At 72.2% G+C, this 24472-nt stretch carries 21 protein-coding genes and 1 pseudogene; 8 read left to right on the forward strand and 14 right to left on the reverse strand.

Annotated features, from left to right (window positions below):
- The first annotated feature begins 2 nt into the window (after positions 1-2).
- Positions 3-1061, forward strand: coding sequence for an L-histidine N(alpha)-methyltransferase (egtD, locus tag ACIQWR_RS12215; RefSeq protein ID WP_404007522.1), 1059 nt, complete (start codon positions 3-5; stop codon positions 1059-1061).
- 236 nt (positions 1062-1297) lie between these two features.
- Here egtD and ACIQWR_RS12220 read toward each other — a convergent pair.
- From ACIQWR_RS12220 to ACIQWR_RS12230, 3 genes and pseudogenes are all read right to left on the reverse strand, one after another.
- Positions 1298-1828 (reverse strand): annotated as a pseudogene (locus tag ACIQWR_RS12220) (lysophospholipid acyltransferase family protein); the annotation flags it as partial.
- Positions 1825-2658 (reverse strand): GNAT family N-acetyltransferase, encoded by an 834-nt coding sequence (locus tag ACIQWR_RS12225; protein WP_404007273.1) that lies wholly within the window; start codon positions 2656-2658, stop codon positions 1825-1827. The pseudogene ACIQWR_RS12220 and the gene ACIQWR_RS12225, both read right to left, overlap by 4 nt.
- A 125-nt stretch (positions 2659-2783) precedes the next feature.
- The gene (locus ACIQWR_RS12230) at positions 2784-4046 is read right to left on the reverse strand and encodes an extracellular solute-binding protein (protein ID WP_404007275.1); all 1263 of its coding nucleotides are present in this window, start codon (positions 4044-4046) and stop codon (positions 2784-2786) included.
- 282 nt (positions 4047-4328) lie between these two features.
- On the opposite strand from ACIQWR_RS12230, the gene ACIQWR_RS12235 reads away from it, so the two are divergent.
- Positions 4329-4544 (forward strand): dodecin, encoded by a 216-nt coding sequence (locus tag ACIQWR_RS12235; protein WP_399256716.1) that lies wholly within the window; start codon positions 4329-4331, stop codon positions 4542-4544.
- Positions 4545-4562: 18 nt separating this feature from the next.
- On the opposite strand, the gene ACIQWR_RS12240 is transcribed toward ACIQWR_RS12235, so the two are convergent.
- A complete protein-coding gene (locus tag ACIQWR_RS12240) occupies positions 4563-5057 on the reverse strand; it encodes a hypothetical protein (RefSeq protein ID WP_385780367.1) in 495 nt (164 codons plus the stop codon).
- A gap of 505 nt (positions 5058-5562) precedes the next feature.
- On the opposite strand from ACIQWR_RS12240, the gene ACIQWR_RS12245 reads away from it, so the two are divergent.
- Together ACIQWR_RS12245 and ACIQWR_RS12250 are read left to right on the forward strand one after the other, a co-directional pair.
- Entirely contained in the window at positions 5563-5826 is a 264-nt protein-coding gene (locus ACIQWR_RS12245; protein ID WP_404007278.1) for a hypothetical protein, read from the forward strand.
- Positions 5827-5994: 168 nt separating this feature from the next.
- Positions 5995-6780, forward strand: coding sequence for an SAM-dependent methyltransferase (locus tag ACIQWR_RS12250; protein ID WP_404007281.1), 786 nt, complete (start codon positions 5995-5997; stop codon positions 6778-6780).
- 1 nt (position 6781) lies between these two features.
- Here ACIQWR_RS12250 and ACIQWR_RS12255 read toward each other — a convergent pair whose 3' ends face one another.
- Together ACIQWR_RS12255 and ACIQWR_RS12260 are read right to left on the reverse strand one after the other, a co-directional pair.
- A complete protein-coding gene (locus tag ACIQWR_RS12255; RefSeq protein ID WP_404007283.1) occupies positions 6782-7813 on the reverse strand; it encodes a helix-turn-helix transcriptional regulator in 1032 nt (343 codons plus the stop codon).
- Positions 7814-7836: 23 nt separating this feature from the next.
- Positions 7837-8061 carry a DUF397 domain-containing protein gene (locus ACIQWR_RS12260; protein ID WP_385780511.1) on the reverse strand — a complete coding sequence of 75 codons (225 nt, stop codon included), beginning with the start codon at positions 8059-8061 and terminating at the stop codon, positions 7837-7839.
- A 186-nt stretch (positions 8062-8247) separates the two neighbouring features.
- Between ACIQWR_RS12260 and ACIQWR_RS12265 the strand changes: the two genes are divergently transcribed.
- On the forward strand, positions 8248-10659 hold the full coding sequence (locus ACIQWR_RS12265) for an ABC transporter (protein WP_404007286.1): 2412 nt from the start codon (positions 8248-8250) through the stop codon (positions 10657-10659).
- Positions 10660-10762: 103 nt separating this feature from the next.
- Here ACIQWR_RS12265 and ACIQWR_RS12270 read toward each other — a convergent pair whose 3' ends face one another.
- The 5 genes from ACIQWR_RS12270 to ACIQWR_RS12290 all read right to left on the reverse strand — a co-directional run bounded on the left by ACIQWR_RS12270 (position 10763) and on the right by ACIQWR_RS12290 (position 16836).
- Positions 10763-11290: a hypothetical protein gene (locus ACIQWR_RS12270; RefSeq protein ID WP_404007288.1), complete on the reverse strand. Its 528-nt coding sequence runs from the start codon at positions 11288-11290 to the stop codon at positions 10763-10765.
- A gap of 63 nt (positions 11291-11353) precedes the next feature.
- Positions 11354-13177 carry a stealth conserved region 3 domain-containing protein gene (locus tag ACIQWR_RS12275; RefSeq protein ID WP_404007290.1) on the reverse strand — a complete coding sequence of 608 codons (1824 nt, stop codon included), beginning with the start codon at positions 13175-13177 and terminating at the stop codon, positions 11354-11356.
- A gap of 253 nt (positions 13178-13430) precedes the next feature.
- Entirely contained in the window at positions 13431-14177 is a 747-nt protein-coding gene (locus ACIQWR_RS12280) for a succinate dehydrogenase/fumarate reductase iron-sulfur subunit (protein ID WP_385780349.1), read from the reverse strand.
- A complete protein-coding gene (locus tag ACIQWR_RS12285; RefSeq protein ID WP_404007293.1) occupies positions 14174-16129 on the reverse strand; it encodes a fumarate reductase/succinate dehydrogenase flavoprotein subunit in 1956 nt (651 codons plus the stop codon). The genes ACIQWR_RS12280 and ACIQWR_RS12285 overlap by 4 nt, the downstream gene beginning before the upstream one ends.
- A 2-nt stretch (positions 16130-16131) precedes the next feature.
- Complete coding sequence (locus ACIQWR_RS12290) at positions 16132-16836, reverse strand: succinate dehydrogenase cytochrome b subunit (protein WP_404007296.1); 705 nt, start codon at positions 16834-16836, stop codon at positions 16132-16134.
- A 96-nt stretch (positions 16837-16932) separates the two neighbouring features.
- On the opposite strand from ACIQWR_RS12290, the gene ACIQWR_RS12295 reads away from it, so the two are divergent.
- Together ACIQWR_RS12295 and ACIQWR_RS12300 are read left to right on the forward strand one after the other, a co-directional pair.
- The gene (locus ACIQWR_RS12295) at positions 16933-17811 is read left to right on the forward strand and encodes a LysR family transcriptional regulator (RefSeq protein WP_385780341.1); all 879 of its coding nucleotides are present in this window, start codon (positions 16933-16935) and stop codon (positions 17809-17811) included.
- Positions 17812-18013: 202 nt separating this feature from the next.
- Positions 18014-19060, forward strand: a complete 1047-nt coding sequence (locus tag ACIQWR_RS12300) for a S66 peptidase family protein (protein WP_404007299.1) — start codon at positions 18014-18016, stop codon at positions 19058-19060.
- Positions 19061-19105: 45 nt separating this feature from the next.
- Here the strand turns inward: ACIQWR_RS12300 and ACIQWR_RS12305 are convergent, their stop codons facing one another.
- Positions 19106-19921, reverse strand: coding sequence for a TetR/AcrR family transcriptional regulator (locus ACIQWR_RS12305; RefSeq protein WP_404007302.1), 816 nt, complete (start codon positions 19919-19921; stop codon positions 19106-19108).
- A 144-nt stretch (positions 19922-20065) separates the two neighbouring features.
- Between ACIQWR_RS12305 and ACIQWR_RS12310 the strand changes: the two genes are divergently transcribed.
- Positions 20066-21187 (forward strand): FAD-dependent monooxygenase, encoded by a 1122-nt coding sequence (locus tag ACIQWR_RS12310; protein ID WP_404007305.1) that lies wholly within the window; start codon positions 20066-20068, stop codon positions 21185-21187.
- Between the two features lie 89 nt (positions 21188-21276).
- Here the strand turns inward: ACIQWR_RS12310 and ACIQWR_RS12315 are convergent, their stop codons facing one another.
- Entirely contained in the window at positions 21277-23640 is a 2364-nt protein-coding gene (locus ACIQWR_RS12315) for a putative bifunctional diguanylate cyclase/phosphodiesterase (RefSeq protein WP_404007308.1), read from the reverse strand.
- Entirely contained in the window at positions 23637-24458 is an 822-nt protein-coding gene (locus tag ACIQWR_RS12320; protein WP_404007312.1) for an SAM-dependent methyltransferase, read from the reverse strand. Before ACIQWR_RS12320 ends, ACIQWR_RS12315 begins: the two co-directional genes overlap by 4 nt.
- Between the last annotated feature and the right edge of the window lie 14 nt (positions 24459-24472).

Raw genomic sequence — 24472 nt, forward strand, 5'->3', positions numbered from 1 at the left:
CCATGGGCGACTTCCGGTTGACCCGGACCCTCGACGAGAACGCGGCGGAGGCGGCACTGCGCACCGATGTGCGCGAGGGGCTGACCGGCTCGCCCAAATCACTGCCGCCCAAGTGGTTCTACGACGCTCGGGGCAGCGAACTCTTCGAGGAGATCACCCGGTTGCCCGAGTACTACCCGACGCGCGCCGAGCGGGAGATCCTGCTGGAGCGGGCCGGGGAGATCGCGGCGGTCAGTGGCGCGCGCACGCTGGTGGAGCTGGGGTCCGGGTCCTCGGAGAAGACCCGGCACCTGATCGAGGCGCTGCCCGCGCTGGACACCTACATCCCGGTGGACGTGAGCGAGAGCGCCCTGCGGGGCGCGGCCGACGTGCTGCTCTCGGACCGGCCCGGGCTGCGGGTCCACGCGCTGGTGGCGGACTTCACCCGCCCGTTGGCGCTCCCGCCGACGCCCGGGCCCCGGCTCGTGGTGTTCCTGGGCGGGACGATCGGAAACCTGCGGCCGGCCGAGCGGGCCGCCTTCCTGGCGTCCGTCCGGGCGATGCTCTCGCCCGGGGACGCGCTGCTGATGGGGACCGACCTCGTGAAGGACGAGGCGGTGCTGGTCGCGGCGTACGACGACGCGCGGGGCGTGACGGCCGAGTTCAACCGGAACGTCCTGGCCGTCATCGACCGGGAGTTGGGCGCCGATTTCCACACCGCCGATTTCGCGCACGTGGCGGTGTGGAACCGGGAGCAGGAGTGGATGGAGATGCGGCTGCGGGCCCGGACGGACGCCCTGGTGAAGATCCGGGCCCTGGATCTCGTGGTGCCGTTCGCGGCCGGCGAGGAGATCCTCACCGAGGTCTCCGCGAAGTTCCGTCAGGAGGGCGTGCGCGACGAGCTGGCCTCCGCGGGGCTCGAACTGACCCAGTGGTGGGCCGACCGGGAGGGCCGGTTCGCGCTGTCGCTGTCCGTCGCCGCGGCCGCCGCGGCGACGGAGGACGCTGACGTGCGCGAGGGCGCGCGGCGCGGGGTCGGGACTGCGCCGAGCGGAGCCGGCGCGGACGTGACGGCCGCCTGAGCCGCCGCGGCGAGTTCCCGCCGGTCCGCGTGGCGGCCCGGCGGGATCCGCGGCAGCAGGGTGAGCTCGGCCCGTACGCCGCGGGACCGGGCGATCCGCCACAGCGAGGCGGTGAGCGGATCGTCCCCGACGAAGGCGGGCGCCCCCGCGAGCTGACCGTCGGCCAGCCGGTAGGCGATCCGGACGGGCTGTACGGCGGCCCCCGCGTCCAGCGCCGCCTGGAAGGCCGCCCGGCGGAAGGGCCCCTGGCCGCGGCCGCACCAGGTGCTCCCCTCGGGGAAGACGGTCACCCGGTCCCCGGACCGTAGGGCTGCGGCGAGCGCACCCACGGTGTCCGGCAGGGCCCGGATCCGCTCGCGTTCGATGAAGAGGGTCCCGGCGCCGGTGGCGAGCCGGCCCAGCACCGGCCACCGCCGGACCTCGCTCTTGGCCAGCATCCGGGAGGGCAGCGCGGCCACCACCAGCGGGATGTCCAGCCAGGAGATGTGGTTGGGGACGACGAGCCGGGCCCCCTCGGGCCCGGGGTTGCCGTGGACGGTGATCCGGATGCCGAAGGACCGGACGAACCCGCGCGCCCAGGCCCGTACGAGCGCCCCGCGGGCCCCGGCGGGCAGCGGCCGCAGGGCCGGCGCGGCCAGGATGCCGAGCAGCAGCACCAGCACGGCGGTGGCCAGGCGCGCCGCCGCGCGCACGGCGCCCGCCACCGGTCCGTGGTGGGCGGCGCAGGTGTCGGGGGTGCAGGGCGAGGTGGGCAGCCAGGCGCTCATGCGCCGGGGGCGAGCGCGAGGAAGTGCCGCAGGTAGCGCGGGTTGGTGCGGCGCAGCGAGAGCAGGACGTACAGGTCGGCGACGCCGAACTCGGCGTCGAAGGCGGGCTCCCCGCACACCCAGGCCCCCAGCCGCAGGTATCCCCGCAGCAGCGGCGGCAGCTCGACGCGGTCGGGGAAGGCGATGCCCTCGGGGCTCCACGGGCGGTGCGGGGTGACCCGGTACTCCTGCGGGGCCGGGTTGCGGGCGAGGACGCTCTCGCGGGTGGCGGCCGCCAGGACCCCGCCGTCGGCGAGCGGGACGGAGCAGCAGCCGGCCAACCAGTTGTGCCCGGAGCGGTCCATGTAGCGGGCCAGCCCGGCCCAGATCAGCGCGATGACGGCGCCGTTGCGGTGGTCGGGGTGGACGCAGGAGCGGCCGACCTCGACGAGGTCGGGGCGGATGGGCGCGAGCGCGGAGAGGTCGAACTCGCCCTCGGAGTAGAGCCGCCCCGCGATCGCGGCGCGCTCCGGGGGGAGCAGCCGGTAGGTGCCGACGACCTGTTCGGTCTCCTCCTCGACGACGAGGAGGTGGTCGCAGTAGGCGTCGAAGGCGTCGGCGTCGAGCCCCGGCTCGGGGCCGTCGAGGCGGGCACCGAGCTCGCCCGCGAAGACCTGGTGGCGCAGCCGCTGGGCGGCGCGGACCTCGTTCTCGTCACGGGCCAGGCGGACGGCGTAGCGGGGCGCGGGGTGGGTGGGGGCGCCCTGCGCGGGTGCGGGGCGCGGGGCCACGGGGCGCGGGGCCGCGGGGAGGCTGGTGAGGTCGACGGGGGAAAGGGGGGCGATGGTCATGACGGCTCCTGGTCCGGAAGCGGGAGCCGGGCCGGCGGCGTATCGGCCCGTCTCCCCTACTTCTTCCGTGACCGACTGGATTCGACATGACCGAGCGGCGGCACCCGGATGTGCGAACGCTGAACTCAGCGGTCGGAGCTGAGGACCTTGCTGATGGCCTCGGAGGCGGTCCTGGCCGCTTCCTTGGCGTCCTGTCCGGACAGGACGGCCGTCATGTAGGGCTTGATGGGGTTCTTGGCCTCGACCTCGGCCCAGCGCGCGGACTTCGGGGTGGCCCGGCCCTGGGCGGCTCCGGGGGCCATCGCGGTGGCGCCGTCGTTGCCCTCGACGACGTGCGCGAGCGTGGTCTTGTTGGGCACGTAGCTCATCTCGCGCGCCAGCTCGGTCTGCCACTTCTCGCTGACCAGGGCCGAGATCACGTCCACGGCGGCCTTCCGGTCGGCGGTGTGGTCGGGAATGATCAGGTCGGAGCCGCCGGTGAAGACGGCGCCCGGCTTCTCGGTGGTCTTCCCGGGTATCGAGAAGAAGCCGAGCTTGCCCTTGAGCGCCGGGTTGAGCTCCTCGATCTGTGCGGCCTGCCCGGGCGGGGCGATGATCTGCGCGATCTGGCCGCGCGCGAAGACCTCGGCCTGCGAGGGGGTCTCCTCGTCGGAGCTCTTGGGGCCGTCGCCGAGTGCCTGGAGCTGCTTGTAGAAGTCCATGCCGGCGAGCGCCTCGTTGGTGTCGAGGGTGCCGACCCACTGGCCGCCGGTCTCCACGGCCAGGTCGCCGCCCTCGTCCCAGATGAACCCGGACAGCACGTACCAGTTCTGCCCCGGCAGGTAGATGCCCTGCTGGGCGCCCTTGTCGAGCTTCTGGGTGGCGGAGATCCACTCCCCGCGGCTCTTGGGCGGCGTCTTGAGCCCGGCGCTCGCGAACATGTCCTTGTTGTAGATCACCACCCGGTTGGCCGCGTACCAGGGGACGCCGTACTGGGCGCCGCCGACGCTACCGGGGTCCGCGAGGCCCTTGAGCCAGTCCTTGCTGCCCCACTCGCGCAGCCCTTCCAGGGTGACTTCGGACAGGCCACCGGTCTCGATGTACTGCGCGACCTGGGTGTTGCCGACCTCGATGACGTCGGCCTTCTCCTTGCCCTTGCCCTTCAGGACGCCGTTGACCTTGTCGCCGATGCCCGTCCACTCCTGGATCTTGACGTCGAGGTCGATCCCGGGGTGGTCCTTCTCGTAGGAGTCGGTGAACTTCTTGATGAAGTCGTCCGAGGCACTGCCCTTCATGAGCCACAGGGTGACCTTCTGGGGCCCGCCGTCCGATTCGCCGAGCACGCTGCAGCCGGTCAGCGCGGTGGCGGCCACCAAGGCCGTGCACACGGCGAGGAAACGCATTTTCACGAAGGTCACCTTCTGGGGGGTTGATCTCAGATGGCTTGAAATTGGCATGGACCAATGGGCGGGTCAAGGGGCTCGGGCTCTGGATTCTCTGCGCAAAAGCGACGAACCGGTACGACTCCTCCACCTGGCGCACACAATGGGTTCACAGGAACGCCGCATCCGGGCCGTACGGACCCCCGCGCCGCCCCCGCGCACCGCCCGGCCACCGTCTCCGCCTCGCGGACCGGGACGTACTGGGGCACCGTGGAACGAGGCACCAGTCCCCACCCTCGGGAGAGCCCCATGTCCAACCACACCTACCGGGTGACCGAGATCGTCGGCACCTCCACCGAGAGCATCGACCAGGCCATCCGCAACGGCATCGCCCGCGCGGGCCAGACCCTGCGCAACCTCGACTGGTTCGAGGTCTCCCAGGTGCGCGGACACATCGAGAACGGCGAGGTCGCGCACTTCCAGGTGGCGCTCAAGGTGGGCTTCCGCCTCGACGGCGAGGACTGAGCCGGGCCCCCGGCCCGATCAGGTACGCCCCTCGCCCTCCTGCGCCTCGCGCAGCTCCGGCGCGTCCGCCGCCCAGTCGGCCCGCACGACGCGGAACCCCGCCGCGCGCACCGCCTGGCACACCAGCTCGTCGTCGTCCACGAGCATGCGCACCTCCCGGCCCCGGGCGATCCGGCGCAGCACCTCCAGCTTGGTCGTCCGCGCCGGACGCCGGTCCTGGTTCCCGCGCATCCACACCCGCCCCTCGGGCAGCCCGTGCCGCGCCAGCCACTCCAGGGTGTCCGCCCGGCACCGCTCGGGCCGACCGGTCAGGTACACCACCTCGCAGTCGGCGCCGCTCTCGACCGCCAGCGCCACGCCCCGCGCGAGCGGCGGGTCGTCCTGCGCCGCGCCGAAGAAGCCGTCCCAGTCCCGGGGGCGGCCCTCCAGGAAGTGCTGGCGGTGCGCGGTGTCGGCGAGGGTCCCGTCGATGTCGAAGACGGCCAGGGGGCGGCGGGTGGCGTGATCACTCATGCGGGCCAGCCTAGGCGCGGGCACCGACAGCGAACGGGACCGGGACCGGGACCGGGACCGGGGAACCTTCACCTCCGCGAATTCCGCCCTTGTAGCGCGTTGCATACGCACGGGCGATTCCGTCGGCGCGCAATGGACCGGCGTCGCCCAGGATATTCGATCTTCATTCCTGAGAGTGAACTTGCGCGGCACTTCCCGACCCTTCGCCGCACCCGAACCTCCGCTGCGCAAAGCCCCTTTCGCCGCCCGCAGGACCCGGGCCAGGCCGTATCGGCCGGATTGACAACGGTGGACCGATCATAGGGAGATTCGAATTCCCATGAGGGGCGCCCTTGCACGTTCTGCCGGGACGTCACTTCCGTTGAGGAGACGGTAGATTCGGCTCCGCATTCACCACAGCAGGACGGCCCCGAGCGTTGGCGCGCCCAGGGCCGTCCGTCAAGCGAAGGGAAAAGGAATCACCTTGCTCAACCCGCTACGCCGGGGGGTCCTCGCATGGAACCCGGTGCACCGTAAGCGCAGTATCCCGCAGCCCTCCGGCAGGCAAACCCTCCTGCGCCTCGTGCTGGCCACGGTCCTCGTCCCCCTCTGCCTGCTCGTCGCCCTGCTCCTGTACCGGTGGGGCGGTTCCGCGACCCTCGACGTCGTGGGCTTCGCGCTGACCCTGGTGGCGCTCCTCTTCGCGATCGGCCTGTGGGTCGCGCGGGAACGCCGGGTCCGCAGGATCCGGCGCGAGCGCCGGGAGCGCGCCCGGCGCCGAGCACCCTGAGCGCCGCCGCTCCGGCGGTCCCACGGGACCGCCGGACTCGATCCCGCGCGACCCCTGCCCCCGCGCGCCCCGGAATCAACACCTTCAGGTGACGGCGCGGGCCCCGCATCCTCTCTAACATGGTCAGTTGTGACCGGAACAACTCCTGGCAAGGGTTGAGGGGGACGGATGCACCACGGTGTGCGCACGCCGAGCGTCGCGCGGATCTACGACCGGTTGCTCGGGGGGGTCGACAACCATCCCGTGGACCAGAAGGTCTGTGACGACCTGATCGGCATCGCACCCGGGTCCCGCACCCTGGCCCTCGCCAGCAGGTCCTTCCTGCGCCGCGCGGTCCGGGTGCTGGCCCGGGACTACGGGGTGCGGCAGTTCATGGAGCACGGCTGCGGCCTGCCCGCCCGTGACAACGTGCACGAGGTCGCCGGGGCCGTCGCCCCCGAGGCGCGCGTGGTCTACATCGACAACGATCCGCTGGTCCTGGCCCACGCCCGGGCCCGGCTGGTCGAGAACCCGTGGACCGCCGTGGTCGCCGCCGACGTCCGGGACACCGCAGCCATCTTCGACTCTGCCCAGGTGCGCGGGCTCGTCCGGCCCGACGAGCCCACGGCCGCCCTGTTCGTGGCCGTCTCCCAGTGCCTGCCCGACGAGGACGTCGTCCCCATGCTGGAACGGGTCAAGGAGCGCCTGGCGCCCGGCAGTTTCCTGGTCGTGTGCCAGTACACCAGCCGCTGTCCCGAGGTCCGCGAACAGGTCACCTCCCTCATCAGGGGGGCCACGCAGGGGAGATGGGGCCGCGTGCGCGAGGAGCACGAGGTCCGCGGCTTCCTGCACGGGATGGAGATCATGGACCCCGGCTTGGGGGACGTCACCGACTGGCGTCCGGATCCGGTCCGGCCGTCGCTCCCCCGCGCCACGGACCTGATCGCGTGGGGCGGGGTGGGGCGGATACCCTGAATCAGGCTCCGGCCGGGGCCGGTTCCACCGGCTGCGACTGCCGCGCGTAGTCCCGGATCCGCTCGTCGAGGAAGTCGACGCTCTCCCGCCACGGCAGGGCGCGCTCCATCAGGTGGTCCATGACCTCGCGGTAGCGCCGGACGCGGGCGGGGGCCGTCACGTAGTCCGCGCTCTCCAACTGCTCGACGTACACCAGCTCGGCCGGCCCGCCGTCGACGAACTGCAGGTGGGTGACGGGGAATCCGGGGGCCGTGCCGACCTGTTCGTGGTCGAAGCGCAGGATCCGGATGTGCGCGTCGGTGGATCCGTCGGAGGCGAAGCTCCTCAGGTGCCGCATCTGGTCGCACATCACCCGGGGTCCGCCGACGGGCCGGTACAGGACGCTCTCGTCCAGGATCATGATGAGTTCGGGGCGGTGCGGGCGGTGCAGCAGCCGCTGGCGCTCCTCGCGGACCCGGACGTGCCGGCTGATCTCCACCGGGTCCGCTTCCGTGGCCTGGCCCACCAGCACCTCGGCGTACTCCTTGGTCTGGAGCAATCCGGGGACCACGTGGGTCTCGTACGCGCAGATCCGTTTCGCCTGCGCCTCCAGCGAGATGAGCCTGCGCAGGAAGTCCGGCGTCAGGTCCTCGTACTTGCGGGCACGGCCCTCCAGCCGCACCTGGCCGAGGAGTTCGTGGATCTCGTCGTACTCGGTCGCGGGCAGGCCGTAGTGGCGCACCAGGTCCCAGACGTCGTTGGTCTTGGGCGGGCTCTCCCCCCGCTCCAGTCTGCTCAGCTTGGACGCGGACCCCCGGATGAGGGCCGCGGCGTCCACGAGGGACATCTTCTGGTCCTCCCGGAGTCTCCGCAGTCGTTCGCCCAACAACCGCGATGCGGGACCGCGTTCGGCGGGGGCCACGGCGGGGGACGGACCGGGGGACGGGGGGGCGGTGGCCCCGCGCCGTGGTCGCGGACGACCGGGCATGCGAGCTCCTTGCTGACTGAAATGCGCCATCAGCGGCCCAGTCTGGATCTCGCATGCCCGTTTCATCAAGCATTGGCCAGGAATTTACCCTAGGCACTCGCTCCGTGCAGGTGATCGAACTCCCCCGCGCCCGCGCCCGCCACGAACGCCGTCATCTCGTCCTGGGTGAAGACCAGTGCGGGACCGCCCGGGAACCTCGAATTGCGCACCGCGAACTCGCCTCCCGGCAAGGCCGCCACCTCCACGCAGTTCCCGATTCCACTGCTCGCGCTGCTCTTCACCCAGCGCACCGATGTGATGCCGTCCGCCGCCATGCCGTTCTCGAACCCCACGGGTCACCTCTTCCCGAAATCCCATATCCGACACTCCCTCCATCCCATATGCAATTGCATGCGGGTGGATTCAGGGACGAGCGTAGCCAGTGGCCCCGGCGAAGTAAGTCCCCCTAACGGGTGTCCCGGCGCCCGGCGCGGTGACCCGGACCCCGTAAAATGTGATGAATGCGCCAGTCGACCGATCCCCCCGCCCGTGATTCCTTCGTCCGCGTGCGGGGCGCCCGGGAACACAATCTGCGCGGGGTCGACGTGGACGTCCCCCGCGACGCCCTGACCGTTTTCACCGGGGTCTCCGGATCCGGAAAGAGTTCGCTCGCCTTCGGCACCCTCTACGCCGAGGCGCAGCGCCGGTACTTCGAATCCGTGGCGCCCTACGCCCGTCGGCTCATCCACCAGATCGGCGCGCCGAAGGTGGACTCGGTGACCGGTCTGCCGCCGGCCGTCTCGCTGGAGCAGCGGCGCTCCACGCCGGGCACCCGCTCCTCCGTCGGGACCGTGACCCTGCTGTCGAACTCCCTGCGGATGCTGTACTCCAGGGCCGGGACCTATCCGCCGGGCGCGCCCCCGCTGGACTCGGACGCCTTCTCGCCCAACACGGCCGCCGGCGCCTGTCCCTCCTGCCACGGGCTCGGCCGGGTCCACCGCACCAGCGAGGAACTCCTGGTGCCCGATCCGGGCCTGTCGATCCGCCAGGGCGCCGTCGCCGCCTGGCCGGGGGCCTGGCAGGGCAAGAACCTGCGGGACATCCTGGAGGTGCTGGGCCACGACGTGGACCGTCCCTGGCGGGAGCTGCCGGCGCGGGACCGCGAGTGGATCCTGTTCACCGAGGAGCAGCCGGTGGTGACCGTGCACCCGGTGCGGGACGCCGACCGGATCCAGCGGCCCTACCAGGGCACGTACATGAGCGCGCGGCACTACGTGATGAGGACCTTCGGCTCCACGAAGAGCGCCACCCTGCGGGCGCGGGCCGAGAAGTTCCTCGCCGATTCCCCCTGCCCCGTCTGCGCGGGCAGCAGGCTGCGCCCCGAGGCGCTCGCCGTGACCTTCGCGGGCCGGACGATCGCGGAGCTCGCGGCGCTGGCGCTGACCGAGCTGGACGCCGTACTGGCCTGCGCTCCCCCGACCGGTGAGGCGGCCCGGGTGCTGGCCGCGGACCTGCGGGCGCGGATCGGCGCGGTGACCGAACTGGGCCTGGGGTACCTGAGCCTGGACCGGACGGCGCCGACCCTGTCGGCGGGCGAGTTGCAACGGCTCCGCCTGGCGACGCAGCTGCGGTCCGGGCTGTTCGGCGTGGTGTACGTCCTGGACGAGCCGTCGGCCGGGCTGCACCCGGCCGACACGGAGGCACTGCTCGGCGTGCTGGACCGGTTGAAGGAGGCGGGGAACACCGTCTTCGTCGTGGAACACCACCTGGACGTGGTGCGCCACGCGGACTGGCTCGTGGACGTCGGGCCGCGGGCCGGGGAGCACGGCGGCCGGGTGCTGTACAGCGGGCCGCCGAAGGACCTGGCCGGGGTGCCCGATTCGGCCACGGCCCGGTTCCTGCACCCCGCGCCGGGGAGCGCGGGGGCCGGGGGGCGGGCCGAGCGGGCGCCGCGGACGGCGACCGGTGAGGTGCGACTGTCCGGGGTCACCCGGCACAACCTGCGGGACCTGTCGGCCGCGTTCCCGCTGGGCGTGTTCACGGCGGTCACCGGGGTCTCCGGATCGGGCAAGTCCACGCTGGTGGGCCAGGTACTGGCCGAGACGGTGCGGGAGCGGATCGCGGCGGCCGGGCCGGGGTTCCCGGTCCGGCGGCTGGTGGAGGTGGACCAGAAGCCGATCGGCCGGACCCCGCGGTCCAACCTGGCGACCTACACCGGCCTGTTCGACGCGGTCCGCGCACTCTTCACGGCCACCCCCGAGGCCCGGGCGCGCGGCTGGAAGGCGGGCCGGTTCTCCTTCAACGTGGCGGGCGGGCGCTGCGAGACCTGCCAGGGCGAGGGCTTCGTCTCGGTGGAGCTCCTCTTCCTGCCCAGCACCTACGCCCCCTGTCCGCTGTGTGCGGGCGCCCGGTACAACGACGAGACCCTCCAGGTGCGCCACGCGGGCCTGAACATCGCCGAGGTGCTGGAGCTGACCGTGGAGGCGGCGGCCGCGTTCTTCGCCGAGGTGCCGGCGGCGGACCGCGCGCTGCGCGCGCTCACCGACATCGGCCTGGGCTACCTGCGGCTCGGACAGCCCGCGACGGAGCTCTCGGGGGGCGAGGCACAGCGGATCAAACTGGCGAACGAGCTGCAACGGGTGCGCCGCGACCACACCCTGTACCTGCTGGACGAGCCGACGACCGGACTGCACCCGGCCGATGTGGAGGTGCTGCTGGACCGGCTGCACGGACTGGTGGACGCCGGGCACTCGGTGGTGGTCGTGGAGCACGACATGGCGGTGGTGGCGGGCGCGGACTGGGTGCTCGACCTGGGCCCGGGCGGTGGTGCGGAGGGTGGCCGGGTGGTGGCGGCCGGCCCGCCGGCCCGGGTGGCCCGGTCCGGGGAGGGCCTCACGGCCGGCTACCTGGCGCGGGCTATGCGTCTCCGGTGAGCAGGTGCTGCGGGAGCTCGCGGAAGCTCCAGCGGCCCTGGCGGCGGGCCAGCAGCCACACGAGGTCGTAGCGGTCGGGCCAGCCCGCCGGGATCCCGAGCACCTAGTCGGCGCCGAGTGCGCTGACCAGCCGCGGGACGCCCGTGTGTTCCCAGCAGACGAGGACGGGGGCGCGGGCGGCGAGCACGGCGCGGGCCAGGTCCGCTTCGCGGCCGACGGCGAGGTCGGCCCGTACCGGCGTGCGCAGTGCCTCGGCCAGCGGGGCGACGGTCTGGCGGGACCGGGCGGCGCCGCCCGCGAAGATCACCGTGGGCCGGGGCAGGAGGGCGCCCGGGGTGGGCGCGAAGAGCTGCGGCAGGGCCTCGGCCCGGCGGCGGCCGCGCACGGCCAGGGAGCCGGCGTCGTCGTTGCCCTCGTCGTCCTCGCCGGTGTCGCCCGCGTACGGCTTCTCGGCGTGCCGGATCACCATGACCAGGGCGTCCTTGGCGGGCGGCTGCGGCCCCGGTGCGGGGGCGGGCGGCCGCTCCTCGGCGGCGCAGCCGACCAGGGCCAGCGGGGCGATCGGGGCCAGTGCGGCGAGCACGGTCCGGCGCCGCGGTCCGCTGCGGGCGATTTCGGGTGCTTCTGCCATGCCGAACACTGTCACCCATGACCGTGCGCGGTCAGGGACACGGCACGGTGCGGGCCGCCGAGGTCAGCCGATCGGCGCAGGCTCGGGGGCCCGCTGCCCCTCGGCCGCGGGCACGGGCGCGGACTTCTCGTAGGGGGAGAGGACCGGAAAGTACGCCTCCAGGAAGGCGGTGACCGCCCGGTGCTGTTCGTCCGGCGACAGCTCCGTCCCGCAGTCGTCGGCGAGGCAGAAGGCGTCGGTGCGCCGGTCGTGGACCAGCTCCGGCAGCCGTTCGATCTCCTGCGAGCGGTCGGTGGAGACGTAGGCGAGGGTCAGCTCGCCTTCGACGGCCCGGCCCTCGGCGAGCGCGAGGTGCGCCGCCAGGGTGATCGGGGCGAGGTCGGTGGCGCTACGGAAGGCGGAGCGGCTGGTGGCCGCGAGCCGGCCGGGGAGCCGTTCCTCCAGCCGGGCGAAGAGGGAGCGGCGCATCGGGTACGGCGCGTGGGCCAGGATGCGCGGGTAGGTGCGCTGGGCGACCTCCTCGACGGCGCGGCGCGTGGCCCGCTGCGAGGCGGTGAACACGTCGTCGTGGGTCTCCGGCGAGCTGGGCGGGACGGCCCGGGTGTCGTGGAAGACCCGGGGCAGCCCGGAGGGGAGGAAGTAGCCCTGGGGCCGCTGGGGACGGCCGAGGAAGATGTCGTCGTTGAAGTAGAGGAAGTGCTCGGCGAGACCGGGTATGCGGTGCAGTTGCGTCTCGATGGCGTGCGAGTTGAAGACCGGCAGCGCGCCGGGGTCGGCGAAGAGCTCGCGGTGGGAGACGACGGTGACCTGCGGATGGTCGGTGGCGAGCCAGTCGGGCACCTGGTCGTCGGTGACGAGGAAGATCCGCCGGATCCAGGGGGCGTGGGCCGCGATGGAGCGCAGGCAGTAGCGCAGCTCGCCGCGGTCCCGGTAGCGGTGGTCCGCGTCGTCGACGGCGGGAACGCCCGCCGAGCCGCCGGCCCCGGAGCCGTCGGCCGCCATGTCCTGCTCGTACTCGGCCTTGGTGCGGTCCCTGCGGCGGCGCCAGACCGGGTCGGCGGCGTCCACCCAGGTGACCACGGCGTCGATCGGGAAGTCGATGTCGTCGGGGAAGCGCCGCGCGAGGGCGTCCACGACGGGGTACTCGCGGTCGCCGACGCGTCGGGTCAGGGTGGCGGCGAGGGAGGGCACCCACCAGCCGAAGGGGGTGTCGCGCAGCGAGGCGATCCCGCCCGATCCGGACGCCGGAGGGTCCCAGAACTCCAGGTCGCAGCCGTGGTCGGCGCCGAGGTAGAGGGTCCGGCCGGAGGTCACCACGGGCTGGTGCAGGCGCACGCCCTTGACCTTGTGGTGCGGATCCTCGTCGTCCGGGGCCGCGTCGTGGCGGCGCTCCGCCTCCTTGGCGGCGACGGCCGCGGGGAGGGCCTCGGCGAGGGTTACGCCCAGCGTTCCGCCGTCGCCGAGCAGTTCGGCGTAGACGGGCCGGCCCGCGAAGGCCCGCGCGCACGCCGCCAGCGCGGAGGTGCGCGTGCCGGGGGCGAGGGCGACCCGGTGCAGCAGGCCGCCGTCGGGGACCAGTCCGTAGTCGATGCCCGCGGTTTCGAGGGCTTCGGCCGCGGCCCGGAGGTTCACAGCGCGCATGTCGGCGGGCAGCAGGTCGTCCCGTACGAGGGCCAGTCGCCCCCGGTAGCGGACGGCGCCCTCGCTCGGGGCGAGGACGGCGAGCAGCTCCTCCTCGCGGTCGGGCGGGCGCGGGGCCTGCGCCGCACCGTCGAGGCGTTCGCGCTCCGTGCGACCCGGTTGCTTCGGGACGCGGGCGGACGGGCGCAGGACGCGGACGAGTCGGTGCAGGCCGGTCCAGCGCAGGCGCCTGCGGAAGCCGCTCATGCTCACACCTCGGGGGTCGCGGTCGTGTTTTCCCTCGGCCGTGAACGGCGGTTCCGCCCAGGTCAACATCACAATAAGCCGAGATGGCTGAATGTTGAACAGGACCTTGGACCTTTGGCGTTCCGTACAAGTCAATGCAGGTCACAGGCCCCGCACAGGAATCCCGCACCGACCCTTCGACAAAACCGGACTTTCCCGAAACACCTCCGGAAAAGCCCGGCGCCGCATGTCCGCCCGACCCCGATGAACGACTTTAGTGACCGCCCTTGCGGACGGCCCGGAGCCATTCCTTGTTCATCGCCGCGATCGACGGGAGCGGGATGCCCTTGGGGCAGGCGGTGGCGCACTCGCCGGTCAGCGTACAGCCGCCGAACCCCTCGCCGTCCATCCGGGCCACCATGTCCAACACCCGGGTCTCCCGCTCCGGGGAGCCCTGCGGCAGCACGTTGAGGTGGTTGACCTTGGCCGCGGTGAAGAGCATCGCGGAACCGTTCGGGCAGGCCGCCACGCAGGCGCCGCAGCCGATGCACTCGGCGTTCTCGAAGGCGTGGTCGGCGACGGGCTTGGGCACCGCCGTGGCGTGCGCCTCGGGCGCGGCTCCCGTCGGCGCGGTGATGTAACCGCCCGCCTGGATGATCCGGTCGAAGGCGCTGCGGTCCACGACCAGGTCGCGGACCACCGGGAAGGCCGCGGCCCGCCAGGGTTCGACGTCGATGGTGTCGCCGTCGGCGAAGGACCGCATGTGCAGCTGGCAGGTGGTGGTGCGCTCCGGTCCGTGTGCGTCGCCGTTGATGACCAGGCTGCACGCACCGCAGATGCCCTCGCGGCAGTCGTGGTCGAAGGCGACCGGGTCCTCACCGCGCAGGATCAGGTCCTCGTTGAGGGTGTCGAGCATCTCCAGGAAGGACATGTCCTTCGAGATGCCGTCGACCTCGTAGGCCTTCATGGCGCCGGGGGCGTCGGCGTGCTGCTGGCGCCAGACGCGCAGGGTGAGCTTCATGCGTAGCTCCGCTGGGTGGGGTGGACGTACTCGAAGGCGAGTTGTTCCTTGTGCAGGACGGGGGCGGCGGCGGTCCCGGTGAACTCCCAGGCCGCGGCGTAGGAGAACTCCTCGTCACGACGCTCGGCCTCGCCGTCCGGGGTCTGGGACTCGACGCGGAAGTGCCCGCCGCAGGACTCGGCCCGGTGCAGGGCGTCGAGGCACATCAGCTCGGCCAACTCCAGGTAGTCGACGACCCGGTTGGCCTTCTCCAGGGTCTGGTTGAACTGCTCGCCGCTGCCCGGTACCTTGACCCGCCGCCAGAACTCCTCCCGGATCTCCGGAAGGCGGTCGAGCGCCTTGCGCAGCCCCTCCTCGGTGCGGGCCATGCCGCAGTACTCCCACATCAGCTCACCGATCTCGCGGTGGAAGGAGTCGGGGGTGCGGTCGCCGTCGACCGCGATGAGCCGCGCGATGCGGGCCTCGGTCTCCCGCACGGCGGACACGGCCTCGGGGTGGGTGTCGTCGAGGGCCTCGGTACGGGGATGGCGGGCGAGGTAGTCGCTGATCGTGGACGGCAGGACGAAGTAGCCGTCGGCCAGGCCCTGCATGAGGGCGGAGGCACCGAGCCGGTTGGCGCCGTGGTCGGAGAAGTTGGCCTCGCCGATCGCGAAGAGTCCGGGGACGGTCGTCGCCAGGTCGTAGTCGACCCAGAGGCCGCCCATCGTGTAGTGCACGGCGGGATAGATCCGCATGGGGACCTCGTAGGGGTTCTCCGCGGTGATCCGCTCGTACATCTCGAAGAGGTTGCCGTACTTCTCGGCCACCTTGTCCTTGCCCATGCGGCGGATGGCGTCGGCGAAGTCGAGGTAGACGCCCTGACCGCCCGGGCCCACGCCCCGCCCCTCGTCGCAGACGTTCTTCGCGGCGCGGGAGGCGATGTCACGGGGCACGAGGTTGCCGAAGGAGGGGTAGATCCGCTCCAGGTAGTAGTCGCGCTCCTCCTCGGGGATCCGGGCGGCGGGGCGGGTGTCCCCGTGGGCCTTGGGCACCCAGATCCGGCCGTCGTTGCGCAGCGACTCGCTCATCAGGGTCAGCTTGGACTGGTGGTCGCCGGTGCGCGGGATGCAGGTCGGGTGGATCTGGGTGAAGCAGGGGTTGGCGAAGTGCGCACCGCGGCGGTGGGCCCGCCAGATCGCGGTCGCGTTGGAGTTCATGGCGTTGGTGGAGAGGTAGAAGACGTTCCCGTAGCCGCCGGTCGCCAGGACGACGGCGTCGGCGAAGTGGGTCGAGATCTTCCCGGTGATCAGGTCGCGGGCCACGATGCCGCGCGCCGTGCCGTCCACCACGACGAGGTCGAGCATCTCCGTGCGCGCGTGCATCTCGATGTTGCCGGCGGCGATCTGCCGGGAGAGGGCCTGGTAGGCGCCGAGCAGCAGCTGCTGGCCGGTCTGGCCGCGGGCGTAGAACGTCCGGGAGACCTGGACCCCGCCGAAGGAGCGGGTGTCGAGGAGGCCGCCGTACTCGCGGGCGAAGGGGACGCCCTGGGCCACGCACTGGTCGATGATCTCCACGGAGATCTGGGCGAGACGGTGCACGTTGGACTCGCGGGCGCGGAAGTCGCCGCCCTTGACCGTGTCGTAGAACAGCCGGTGCACGGAGTCGCCGTCGTTGCGGTAGTTCTTGGCGGCGTTGATGCCGCCCTGCGCGGCGATGGAGTGGGCCCGGCGCGGGGAGTCGGAGAAGCAGAACTGGACGACGTGGTAGCCCTGTTCGGCGAGGGTGGCGCCGGCCGCGCCGCCGGCGAGGCCGGTACCGACGACGATGACGGTGTGCTTGCGGCGGTTGGCCGGATTGACCAGCTTGGCCTCGAAGCGGCGGCGGTCCCAACGGTCGGCGACCGGACCCCCGGGGGCCTTGGCGTCGGCGATCGGCTCGCCGGTGCGGTAGTCGGCGTAGGTGTTCGCGCTCATGGTCAGCCCACCAATCCGGTCATGACGGCGACGGGGACCGAGACGAATCCCACGAAGAGGACGAGGGCCAGCAGGTCGGCCAGGGCCTTGAGCGTCCGGTCGCGGCGGGCGTTGCCCGCGCCGAGGGTCTGGGCCGCGCTCCAGAAGCCGTGCCGGACGTGGAGGGCGAGGGCGGTCATCGCGGTGATGTAGATGACGTTGCCGTACCAGGTGGAGAAGGTCGCCACGACGTTCTCGTACGGATGCCCCTCCAGCGCCCGCTCGTTGACCGTCAGGGTGGTCAGGTCGAGGATGTGCCAGATGATGAACAGCCCGAGGATCACTCCGCCCCACCGCATGGTGCGGGTGGCGTAGCTGGCCCGCCGCCGCTTGTGGGCGTACTTGACGGGGCGCGCCTTGATGTCGCGGCGGCTCAGCTGGTAGGCGGAGACGGCGTGCGCGACGACGGCGGCGACCAGGGCGATCCTCGCGATCCACAGCCCCCAGTGACTGTGCAGGACCGGCGCGCCCATGTGGCGCAGCCAGGCCGCGTAGCCGTTGAACTCAGCGGCCCCGAAGAAGATCTTCAGGTTGCCGAACATGTGGACCACGAGGTAGCCGAGCATGATCAACCCGGACACCGCCATGACGGTCTTCTTGCCGACGGTGGAGTCCCAGAGCGTTCGCGTGGTGGACGGCCGTCGGCCCGTCCGCGTTGCCAGAGCCATGGGTCCAGACGTTAGGGACCAAGGGCCCCAAAGGTCCAAGACATGATGAGGCTCATCTTGATAGGACGTGACTATCAGGTGGTCTAAGCTGGGACGATGCAATTCCAGCAACTCGTGTATTTCGTGGCCGTCGCCGAGACCAAGCACTTCACCCGGGCGGCGGAGCGGGTGCACGTCGCCCAGCCGTCGCTCTCCCAGCAGATCAAGGCGCTGGAGCGGGAGCTGGGCGCCGAGCTCTTCAGCCGGGCACGGGGGAACATCACGCTGACGGACGCGGGCGAGACCCTGCTGCCGCTGGCGCGGCGGATCCTGGCCGACGCGGACACGGCCCGCCTGGAAGTGCAGGAACTGGCGCAGCTGCGGCGCGGGCGGGTGCGGCTGGGGGCCACGCCGAGCGTGTGCACGGGCCTGCTGCCGGACGTCCTGCGCGCCTTCCACACCGCGCACCCGGGGATCGAGCTGATGATCGAGGAGAGCGGGTCGCTGGACCTGGTGCGCGAGCTGGCGCGGGGGGCCCTGGATCTGGCCCTGGTCACGCTGCCGTTGCCACCGTCGGCGCCGGCGCTCACGACCGTGGAGCTGCTGACCGAGGACCTCGTGGTGATCTCCTCGGCGGAGCTCCCGCCGCCGGGCGACGGCGGTCCGCTGCACATCCGGGACCTGCGCGAGCAGCCGATGGTGATGTTCCGGCACGGCTACGACCTGCGGGAACTGACGGTGACCGCCTGCCGGGCCGAGGGCTTCGAGCCGGTGTTCACGGTGGAGGGGGGCGAGATGGACGCCGTCCTCGGCTTCGTCCGGGCCGGGCTCGGGCTCGCGGTGGTCCCGGCGATGGTGGTCGACCACGCGGGGCACGGGCTGCGCACGACTCCCCTGGCGGGTTCGCCACTGCGCCGCACGATCGCCCTGGCCCACCGCACGGACGTGGCCCCGCCGCGCGCGGCCCGCGAGTTGAAGCGGATCCTGGTGGGCTGAGCAAGGGGCTGGGCTGGGTGTGAGCCTGGCCCTCGGGCTGGGCGTGAGCCTCGGCAAGGGGCTGTGCGTGAGCCTCGGCAAGGGGCTGAGCAAGAAGCTGAGCAGCGGACTGAGCAGAGGGCTGAGCAGAGGGGGCCGGGCAGCCGGCTGAGCAGCGGAAATCGGGCTGCCGGGGGCTGGACGACACCCGTACTGTCCCCACATGAGCGCTCCTTCCTATCCCCCCAAGCCCGTGCCGGGCGACCGCATCGCGGTCATCTCCCCTTCCTCCGGCCTGCCGGGGATCCTTCCGCTTCCCTACGAGTTGGGGCTGGCGCGGCTGCGGGAGGACTTCGCACTGGAGCCGGTGGAGTATCCGGCGACCCGGAAGATGGGATCCACGCCCCGGGAACGCGCCGACGACATCCATGCCGCCTTCGCCGACCCGACGGTCAAGGCGGTGATGGCGAGCATCGGCGGCGACGACCAGCTCACCGTCCTGCCGCTGCTGGACCGGGAGTTGATCCGCTCGCACCCGAAGCCGTTCTTCGGCTTCAGCGACAACACCTGTCTCCTGTTGTTCCTGCGGAACCTGGGCATCGTGGCCTACCACGGCGCCTGCGTGATGACCGAGCTCGGGCGGCCGTACGCGCTCCACCCGATGACCGCCGCTTCGATCCGCGCCGCCCTCTTCTCCTCGGGCCCCTACGAGATCCGGCCCGCCGAACGCTTCCGGGACACCGACCGCGACTGGGCCGATCCCGCGACCTTCGACTCCGCGCCCGACGCGCGCGACGGGGGTGGGTGGATCTGGCACCGCCCCGACCGGGTGGCCGAGGGACGCGCGTGGGGCGGCAACCTGGAGGTCCTCTCCTGGCTCCTGATGGCCGACCGGGAGGTCGCGACCGCGCAGGACGCGGCCGAGGGCGGCGTGCTGTTCCTGGAGACGTCCGAGGAGATGCCTCAGGCGCAGGAGGTGTTCCGGATGCTGCGCGGCTTGGGTGAGCGGGGGCTGCTCGCCCGCTTCTCCGCACTGATGATGGGGCGCCCGAAGGCGTGGTCCTTCGACCGGCCGAACGACCCCGAGGAGCGGCTCCGTTACGCCGAGGAGCAGCGGGAGGCCGTGCTGCGGGCGCTCAAGACCTACGCCCCGGACATGATGGCCGTCTTCGACGTGGACCTGGGGCACACGGATCCACAGGTGGTGATCCCCTACGGCGGCCTCGTCCGGATCGACGGCCCCGAGCGGCGGATCACCGTGGCCTACTGACTCGCCGACCTCACGCCCCGACGACCTCCTGCCCCGACCACTCCTTCAGCCGCTGACCTCCTGGCCGGCTCCGGGCGTGGTGGATATCGGGGCCGAGTCCGTGGTCGAGGCCTCTGATGACGTGGGCCGGGCCCGGGCGGGCAGGGTCCGGTTCAGCCCCTCGCCCAGCATGGCGAAGGCCGTGTCGGCATCGGCCACAGCGGCAGCATGTGCCTCGGCGGCACTCTGCCCGGCGTCCATGCGGAGCCAGTTCGCCCGCCCCAGTTCATGGCGGGCTGTCACCAGGTACAGGGCGGCGAGCCTGGCCGGCAGCAGTTGGGCCCTCGCCCCGGACCCCGCCGCATCGGGGTCCACACTCGCAGCCGCCTCCGCCTCCACCCCTGCCGCTGCCTCCGCTTCCGCTTCCGCTTCCAGCACCGCGGCGAGCAGGTCCACCTCGCGTTCGGTGTAGTGGGCCAGGCGGGACTTGAGGCTGGCGGTCGAGTAGAGCAGTCGTTGGAAGACGACCACGTTCGGGTGGTCGCAGAGGCCGGTGATCGGATCGTTTGCGGCGAGGGCGGCGATGAAGTGGTCGCGCAAGGCTTCGACCGGCGTCTGTCCGGCCGGTCGCTCCCGCACGACGCGCGCCGCTTCGTCCTGGTGGTCGGCGAAGCGGTCCAGCAGCAGGTCCTCCTTGCTCGGGTAGTACCGGAAGAGGGTGGGCTTGGAGACCTCGGCGGCGGCCGCGATGTCCGCGACCGATACCGCGTCGAAGCCGCGCTCCAGGAAGAGCTCCAGCGCGGTCGCGGCGAGCTGCTGCCGCGTGCGCTGCTTCTTCGCCTCTCGCAGCCCGGTGGTTGGGGGGGCACTCGTGTTGTCCATGCCACCAAGCTAGCACAGATTTCACAACCTGGTTATTTTTGTGACCCGGTTGCTTTTTCTTCGTGGAGGCGCTTCACTGGAACCAAGACGACGACAGCGACCGCCCCGGCGGCGCCGATGCCGCTACAGAGCAAAGGACTTCTGATGAACGACGCACTGACCGAGGCACCGACCACTGACGTGCTGGCCGAGGTACTGACGGATGTCCTGATCGTGGGTTCCGGGCCGACCGGCCTCACCCTCGCCTGTGACCTGGTCCGCCGCGGGGCCCGGGTCCGGGTGATCGACCAGCGCTCCGCACCCCACCGCGAGTCCCGGGGCAAGGCGCTCCACCCCACCAGCCTGGAGGTCTTCGAGACGCTCGGGGTGGCCGAGCGGATGACCTCGACGGGCAGCGCGGGCCTGACCTTCCGCAAGTACTTCGACGGGGAGTACATCAACGACACACCCCGCGACGCCACCGCCCTCTTCATGGGTCAGTGGCAGATCGAGGAGATCCTGCGCGACCGACTGGCCGAGCTCGGTGTCGATGTCGAGTACGACGCCGAGGTGAAGGCCGTGGACCAGGACGCCACCGGGGTGCGGGTGACCCTCGCCGACGGGCGGACCCTGCGGGCCGCCTACCTCGCCGGCTGCGACGGCGGCCGCAGCACCATCCGGAAGCAGCTCGGCATCTCCTTCGAGGGGCGCACCTCCGACGAGGAGGCGATGGTCGTCGGGGACGTGACGGCACAGGGTCTGAGCCGTGAGTACTGGCACCAGTGGTTCACCTCCGACGGCGGCGCCATGATGCTCTGCCCGATACCGGGAACCGAGACGTTCCAGCTCCAGGCATCACCGGAGACGGACGAGCAGGGACAACGCCTGGCCCCCTCCTTGGAGGGCTTCCAGCGGCTGTTCGACCAGCACGCACGGATGCCGGGGATCCGGCTCACCGAGGCGACCTGGCTCTCGACCTGGCGGGTCAACGTGCGGATGGCCGACCGGATGCGGCAGGGACGTTGCTTCCTGGCAGGAGACGCGGCCCACGTGCACCCGATCGCGGGCGGGCTGGGCATGAACACCGGCATCCAGGACGCGGCCACCCTCGGGCGGATCCTGGCCGAGGCGCTGGCGGGATCCGGCGACGAGCGGATACTGGAGGCCTACGAAGCCGAACGGCTGCCGGCCGCCGCCCACTTGCTGGCCGACACCTCCGCCCGCCACGACCGCGTCCGCGAGGCGGTCCGCGAGCCCGGCCGGGGCATCGAAGCCGCCCTCAACTGAACCCCGTGAGCCCCGTATGCCGTGTGCACCCCGTGCACCCCGTACGCCCCGCCCGACCTCGCCTCAGGTGTCGGGCAGGGGCAGCGAGATCAGGGAGTGGGTACGGCGTCGCAGAGGGACAGGGTGTGGATCCGGTCCGGGGCGCCGGGCCGGGCGTAGTACCACCCCTGGGCCGTGTCACAGCCCAGCGCGCGGAGCTGGGCCGCTTGGGCACCGGTCTCGACGCCCTCCACCGTCACGGCGAGTTCGAGGCTGTGGGCCAGGGCGACGATCCCCTCCACGATCTTCACATCGACCGGGTTCGCCGGCTCCTGCTGCATGCCCTGCGTGAAGGAGCGGTCCAGTTTCAGGACGCTCACCGGGAGGCGGCGCAGGTTCGCCAGGTTCGAGTAGCCGGTGCCGAAGTCGTCGAGCGCGATGTCGACGCCGAGGGCGGCGAGTCGTCGCAGCGGTTCGAGGAGTTCGTCGTCGGCCCCGATCAGGGCCGATTCGGTGACCTCCAGGCACAGCGCGCCCGGCGCCAGCCCGGAGTTCTCCAGCACCGCCACCGTGTCGGCGACCAGGCCCGGGTGGTGGAGCTGGGTCGGCGAGAGGTTCACGTTGATCCGCAGGGCCGAGTCACCGTACTCGCGCTGCCACTTGCGGGCCTGGCGGACCGCCTCCTCCAGGACCCAGCGACCGAGCGGCACGATCAGGCCGGTCCGTTCGGCGAGCGGGATGAAGCGGTCGGGGCCGAGCACCCCGTACTGCGGGTGCGACCAGCGCACCAGCGCCTCGGCGCCGTGCACGCTGCCGTCGTGCATGTGCACCAGCGGCTGGTACTCGATGAAGAACTCGCCGCGCTCCAGGGCCGCGGGGAGCGCGTTGGTCAGACCGTGGCGGGTGATCGCCCGGGCGTCGGCCTCCTCGTCGGCGAACTCGAAGCGGTTGCCGCCGGCCGCCTTCGCCCGGTACATCGTGATGTCGGCGCTGCGCAGCACCTCGGCCGCGGTCCGCGAGCCCGCCGGGCCCTCGACGATGCCGATGCTGCCCCGGACCGTCAGCTCGCGGCCCTCCAGGCGGATCGGGGTGGCGAGGGCGGAGAGGATCCGCATCGCCAGGTCCGTCACCTCCTCCTCGGTCTCGGGCCCGGTGGTCAGCGCCACGAACTCGTCACCGCCGAGCCGGGCCACGACCTCGCCGGGACCGGTGGCGCAGCTCTGCAGCCGGTCCGCGACCTCCACCAGCAGCCGGTCGCCCGCCGAGTGGCCGAGGCTGTCGTTGACGGTCTTGAAGCCGTCAAGGTCGAGGTAGCACAGCCCGAAGCGGCTGCCGCCGGCCCCGCTCAGGGCCTTCTCCAGCCGTTCGAAGAACAGGGTCCGGTTGGGCAGGCCGGTCAGCGCGTCGTGGGTGGCCTCGTAGCGCAGCCGCAGGTTCAGCAGCCGCCGCTCGGTGGTGTCCTCCATCAGGGCCAGCTGGTACTGCGGGGTGCCCTCGGCGTCGCGCAGCAGGGACACCGTCAGGTTGGTCCACAGCACGGTCCCGTCGTGCCGGTAGTACGGCTTCTCCACGCGGTAGTGCTCGCGCTCGCCGCGCACGAGTTCCCCGTACATCCGCCACACGTGCGGGGTGTCGTCGGGATGGCTCCACTCGTTGACGTTGCGGCCCCGGACGTGCCCTTCGAGGCCGCCGAACATCTGGAGCAAGGTGTCGTTGACCTCGATGACGTTGCCCTGGAGGTCGGCGATGCCGATGCCGATGGCAGCGCCCTCGAAGACCGCTCGGAAGCGCGCCTCGCTGGCGTGCAGGGCCTGCTGGGCGTCGATCCGGGCGGTCAGCGCGGAGCGGGCGATGGCCTCCTGCTCCCTGAGCGTGCGCTCCCGCAGCTCGCGGGCGAAGCCCGCCGCGATCCCGTGCTGGAGACGGGCGCACCGGGCCCGGTACTCCTCGGACTCGTCCGCCCCGCCGCCGCCCGGGCCGCAGTACAGCACGAGATAGGCCTCGACCACGCCGAGGGTGCCCGCGAGGGCCTCCGGGTCGGTGCAGTGCACGGCCACGAGTTCCGCGCCGACCCGCTGACCGACCGACGCGTCGAAGGGACGGGCGTGCAGGGCCTCGGCCAGGGTGCGCGCGAGGGGCACGAGGTGGCGTTCGAACTCCACCCGGGTCAGCGAGGTGGCGGTCACCGGGAAGATGGCCCGGCTCCAGATCGTCGCGAACCGTCCGATCCGGTCGTCCGGGTCGGCGGGCAGCCCGGCCGCCACGGGGCCCGCCGGTGCCGTGCCCGCTCCTGCAGTGCCCGCTCCTGCCGTGCCCGCAGGGGCCGTGCCGGTCCGTGCCGTGCCGGTCCGCGCCGTGCCCGCGGGGGCCGTGCGCGCGGCCGGCGGGACGGCTCCGGGCGCGGGGACGCCCTTCGCGGTCTTTCCGGCGCCCATCGCGCCCGCGTCCCCCGCCGTCTGTGCCGGGAGTCTCACGCCTTGCGTCCCACGCCCGCGAAGCCCGAGAAGGCGTACGGGTCTTCCTGTACCTCGCCGTCCTGCGGGCCCTCCGGCCGCCACTCGGGCATCGAGACCAGCCCCGGTTCCACCCAGTCGAACCCGTCGAAGAACCGGCCGATCTCCGCGCCGCTGCGCATGACCAGCGGGTTGCGGATGTCCCGGTACACGCCGACGGCGCCGCCGGCGACCTCCTCCGCGAGCGGTACGCCCTCGTAGGAGGCGTGCGTGAGGACCAGCAGGCTGCCGGGGGCCAGCGCGTCGCGCAGCTCGGCCACCGCGGCGTACGGCTCGTCGGCGTCCTCCAGGAAGTGCAGGACCGCGACCAGCAGCAGGGCCACCGGCCGGTCCAGGTCGAGCAGCCGGGTCACCTCGGGGCTCGCCAGGATGTCCGCCGGCTTGCGCAGATCGGCGGCGGCGATGCCGGTGCCTTCGGTGCCGGCCAGGACGGCCTGGCTGTGCGCGACGGCCACCGGGTCGTGGTCGACGTACACGACGTGGGCCTCGGGGCTCGCGGCCCGGGCGATCTCGTGGACGTTGCCGAAGGTGGGGATGCCGGACCCGATGTCCAGGAACTGGGTGACGCCCTGGTCGACCGCGTACCGGACGGCGCGGCGCATGAATGCCCGGTTCGCCTGCATGATCTTGGGAAGCCCGGGGATGAATTCCATGGCCCGGCGGGCCGCTTGGCGGTCGACCTCGAAATTGTGGGAGCCGCCCAGGTAGTAATCGTAGATGCGGGACACGCTCGGCACCGATATGTCGATGCCCGGCGGGGCCCAGGCGGGTCGCTCCATCGGGGTCTCCAAGT

Origin of the sequence: Streptomyces sp. NPDC098789, from assembly GCF_044759975.1 — a bacterium.
Taxonomy (GTDB): domain Bacteria; phylum Actinomycetota; class Actinomycetes; order Streptomycetales; family Streptomycetaceae; genus Streptomyces.

Bases quoted from the DNA above. Each gene is read 5' to 3' on its own strand.
- ACIQWR_RS12320 (WP_404007312.1), bottom strand. From the start codon at position 24,458: ATGGAGCGACCCGCCTGGGCCCCGCCGGGCATCGACATATCGGTGCCG.
- ACIQWR_RS12280 (WP_385780349.1), bottom strand. From the start codon at position 14,177: ATGAAGCTCACCCTGCGCGTCTGGCGCCAGCAGCACGCCGACGCCCCC.
- ACIQWR_RS12290 (WP_404007296.1), bottom strand. From the start codon at position 16,836: ATGGCTCTGGCAACGCGGACGGGCCGACGGCCGTCCACCACGCGAACG.
- ACIQWR_RS12225 (WP_404007273.1), bottom strand. From the start codon at position 2,658: ATGACCATCGCCCCCCTTTCCCCCGTCGACCTCACCAGCCTCCCCGCG.
- egtD (WP_404007522.1), top strand. From the start codon at position 3: ATGGGCGACTTCCGGTTGACCCGGACCCTCGACGAGAACGCGGCGGAG.
- ACIQWR_RS12250 (WP_404007281.1), top strand. From the start codon at position 5,995: ATGCACCACGGTGTGCGCACGCCGAGCGTCGCGCGGATCTACGACCGG.
- ACIQWR_RS12260 (WP_385780511.1), bottom strand. From the start codon at position 8,061: ATGGCGGCGGACGGCATCACATCGGTGCGCTGGGTGAAGAGCAGCGCG.
- ACIQWR_RS12265 (WP_404007286.1), top strand. From the start codon at position 8,248: ATGCGCCAGTCGACCGATCCCCCCGCCCGTGATTCCTTCGTCCGCGTG.
- ACIQWR_RS12270 (WP_404007288.1), bottom strand. From the start codon at position 11,290: ATGGCAGAAGCACCCGAAATCGCCCGCAGCGGACCGCGGCGCCGGACC.
- ACIQWR_RS12285 (WP_404007293.1), bottom strand. From the start codon at position 16,129: ATGAGCGCGAACACCTACGCCGACTACCGCACCGGCGAGCCGATCGCC.
- ACIQWR_RS12275 (WP_404007290.1), bottom strand. From the start codon at position 13,177: ATGAGCGGCTTCCGCAGGCGCCTGCGCTGGACCGGCCTGCACCGACTC.
- ACIQWR_RS12295 (WP_385780341.1), top strand. From the start codon at position 16,933: ATGCAATTCCAGCAACTCGTGTATTTCGTGGCCGTCGCCGAGACCAAG.
- ACIQWR_RS12255 (WP_404007283.1), bottom strand. From the start codon at position 7,813: ATGAAACGGGCATGCGAGATCCAGACTGGGCCGCTGATGGCGCATTTC.
- ACIQWR_RS12235 (WP_399256716.1), top strand. From the start codon at position 4,329: ATGTCCAACCACACCTACCGGGTGACCGAGATCGTCGGCACCTCCACC.
- ACIQWR_RS12240 (WP_385780367.1), bottom strand. From the start codon at position 5,057: ATGAGTGATCACGCCACCCGCCGCCCCCTGGCCGTCTTCGACATCGAC.
- ACIQWR_RS12300 (WP_404007299.1), top strand. From the start codon at position 18,014: ATGAGCGCTCCTTCCTATCCCCCCAAGCCCGTGCCGGGCGACCGCATC.
- ACIQWR_RS12305 (WP_404007302.1), bottom strand. From the start codon at position 19,921: ATGGACAACACGAGTGCCCCCCCAACCACCGGGCTGCGAGAGGCGAAG.
- ACIQWR_RS12310 (WP_404007305.1), top strand. From the start codon at position 20,066: ATGAACGACGCACTGACCGAGGCACCGACCACTGACGTGCTGGCCGAG.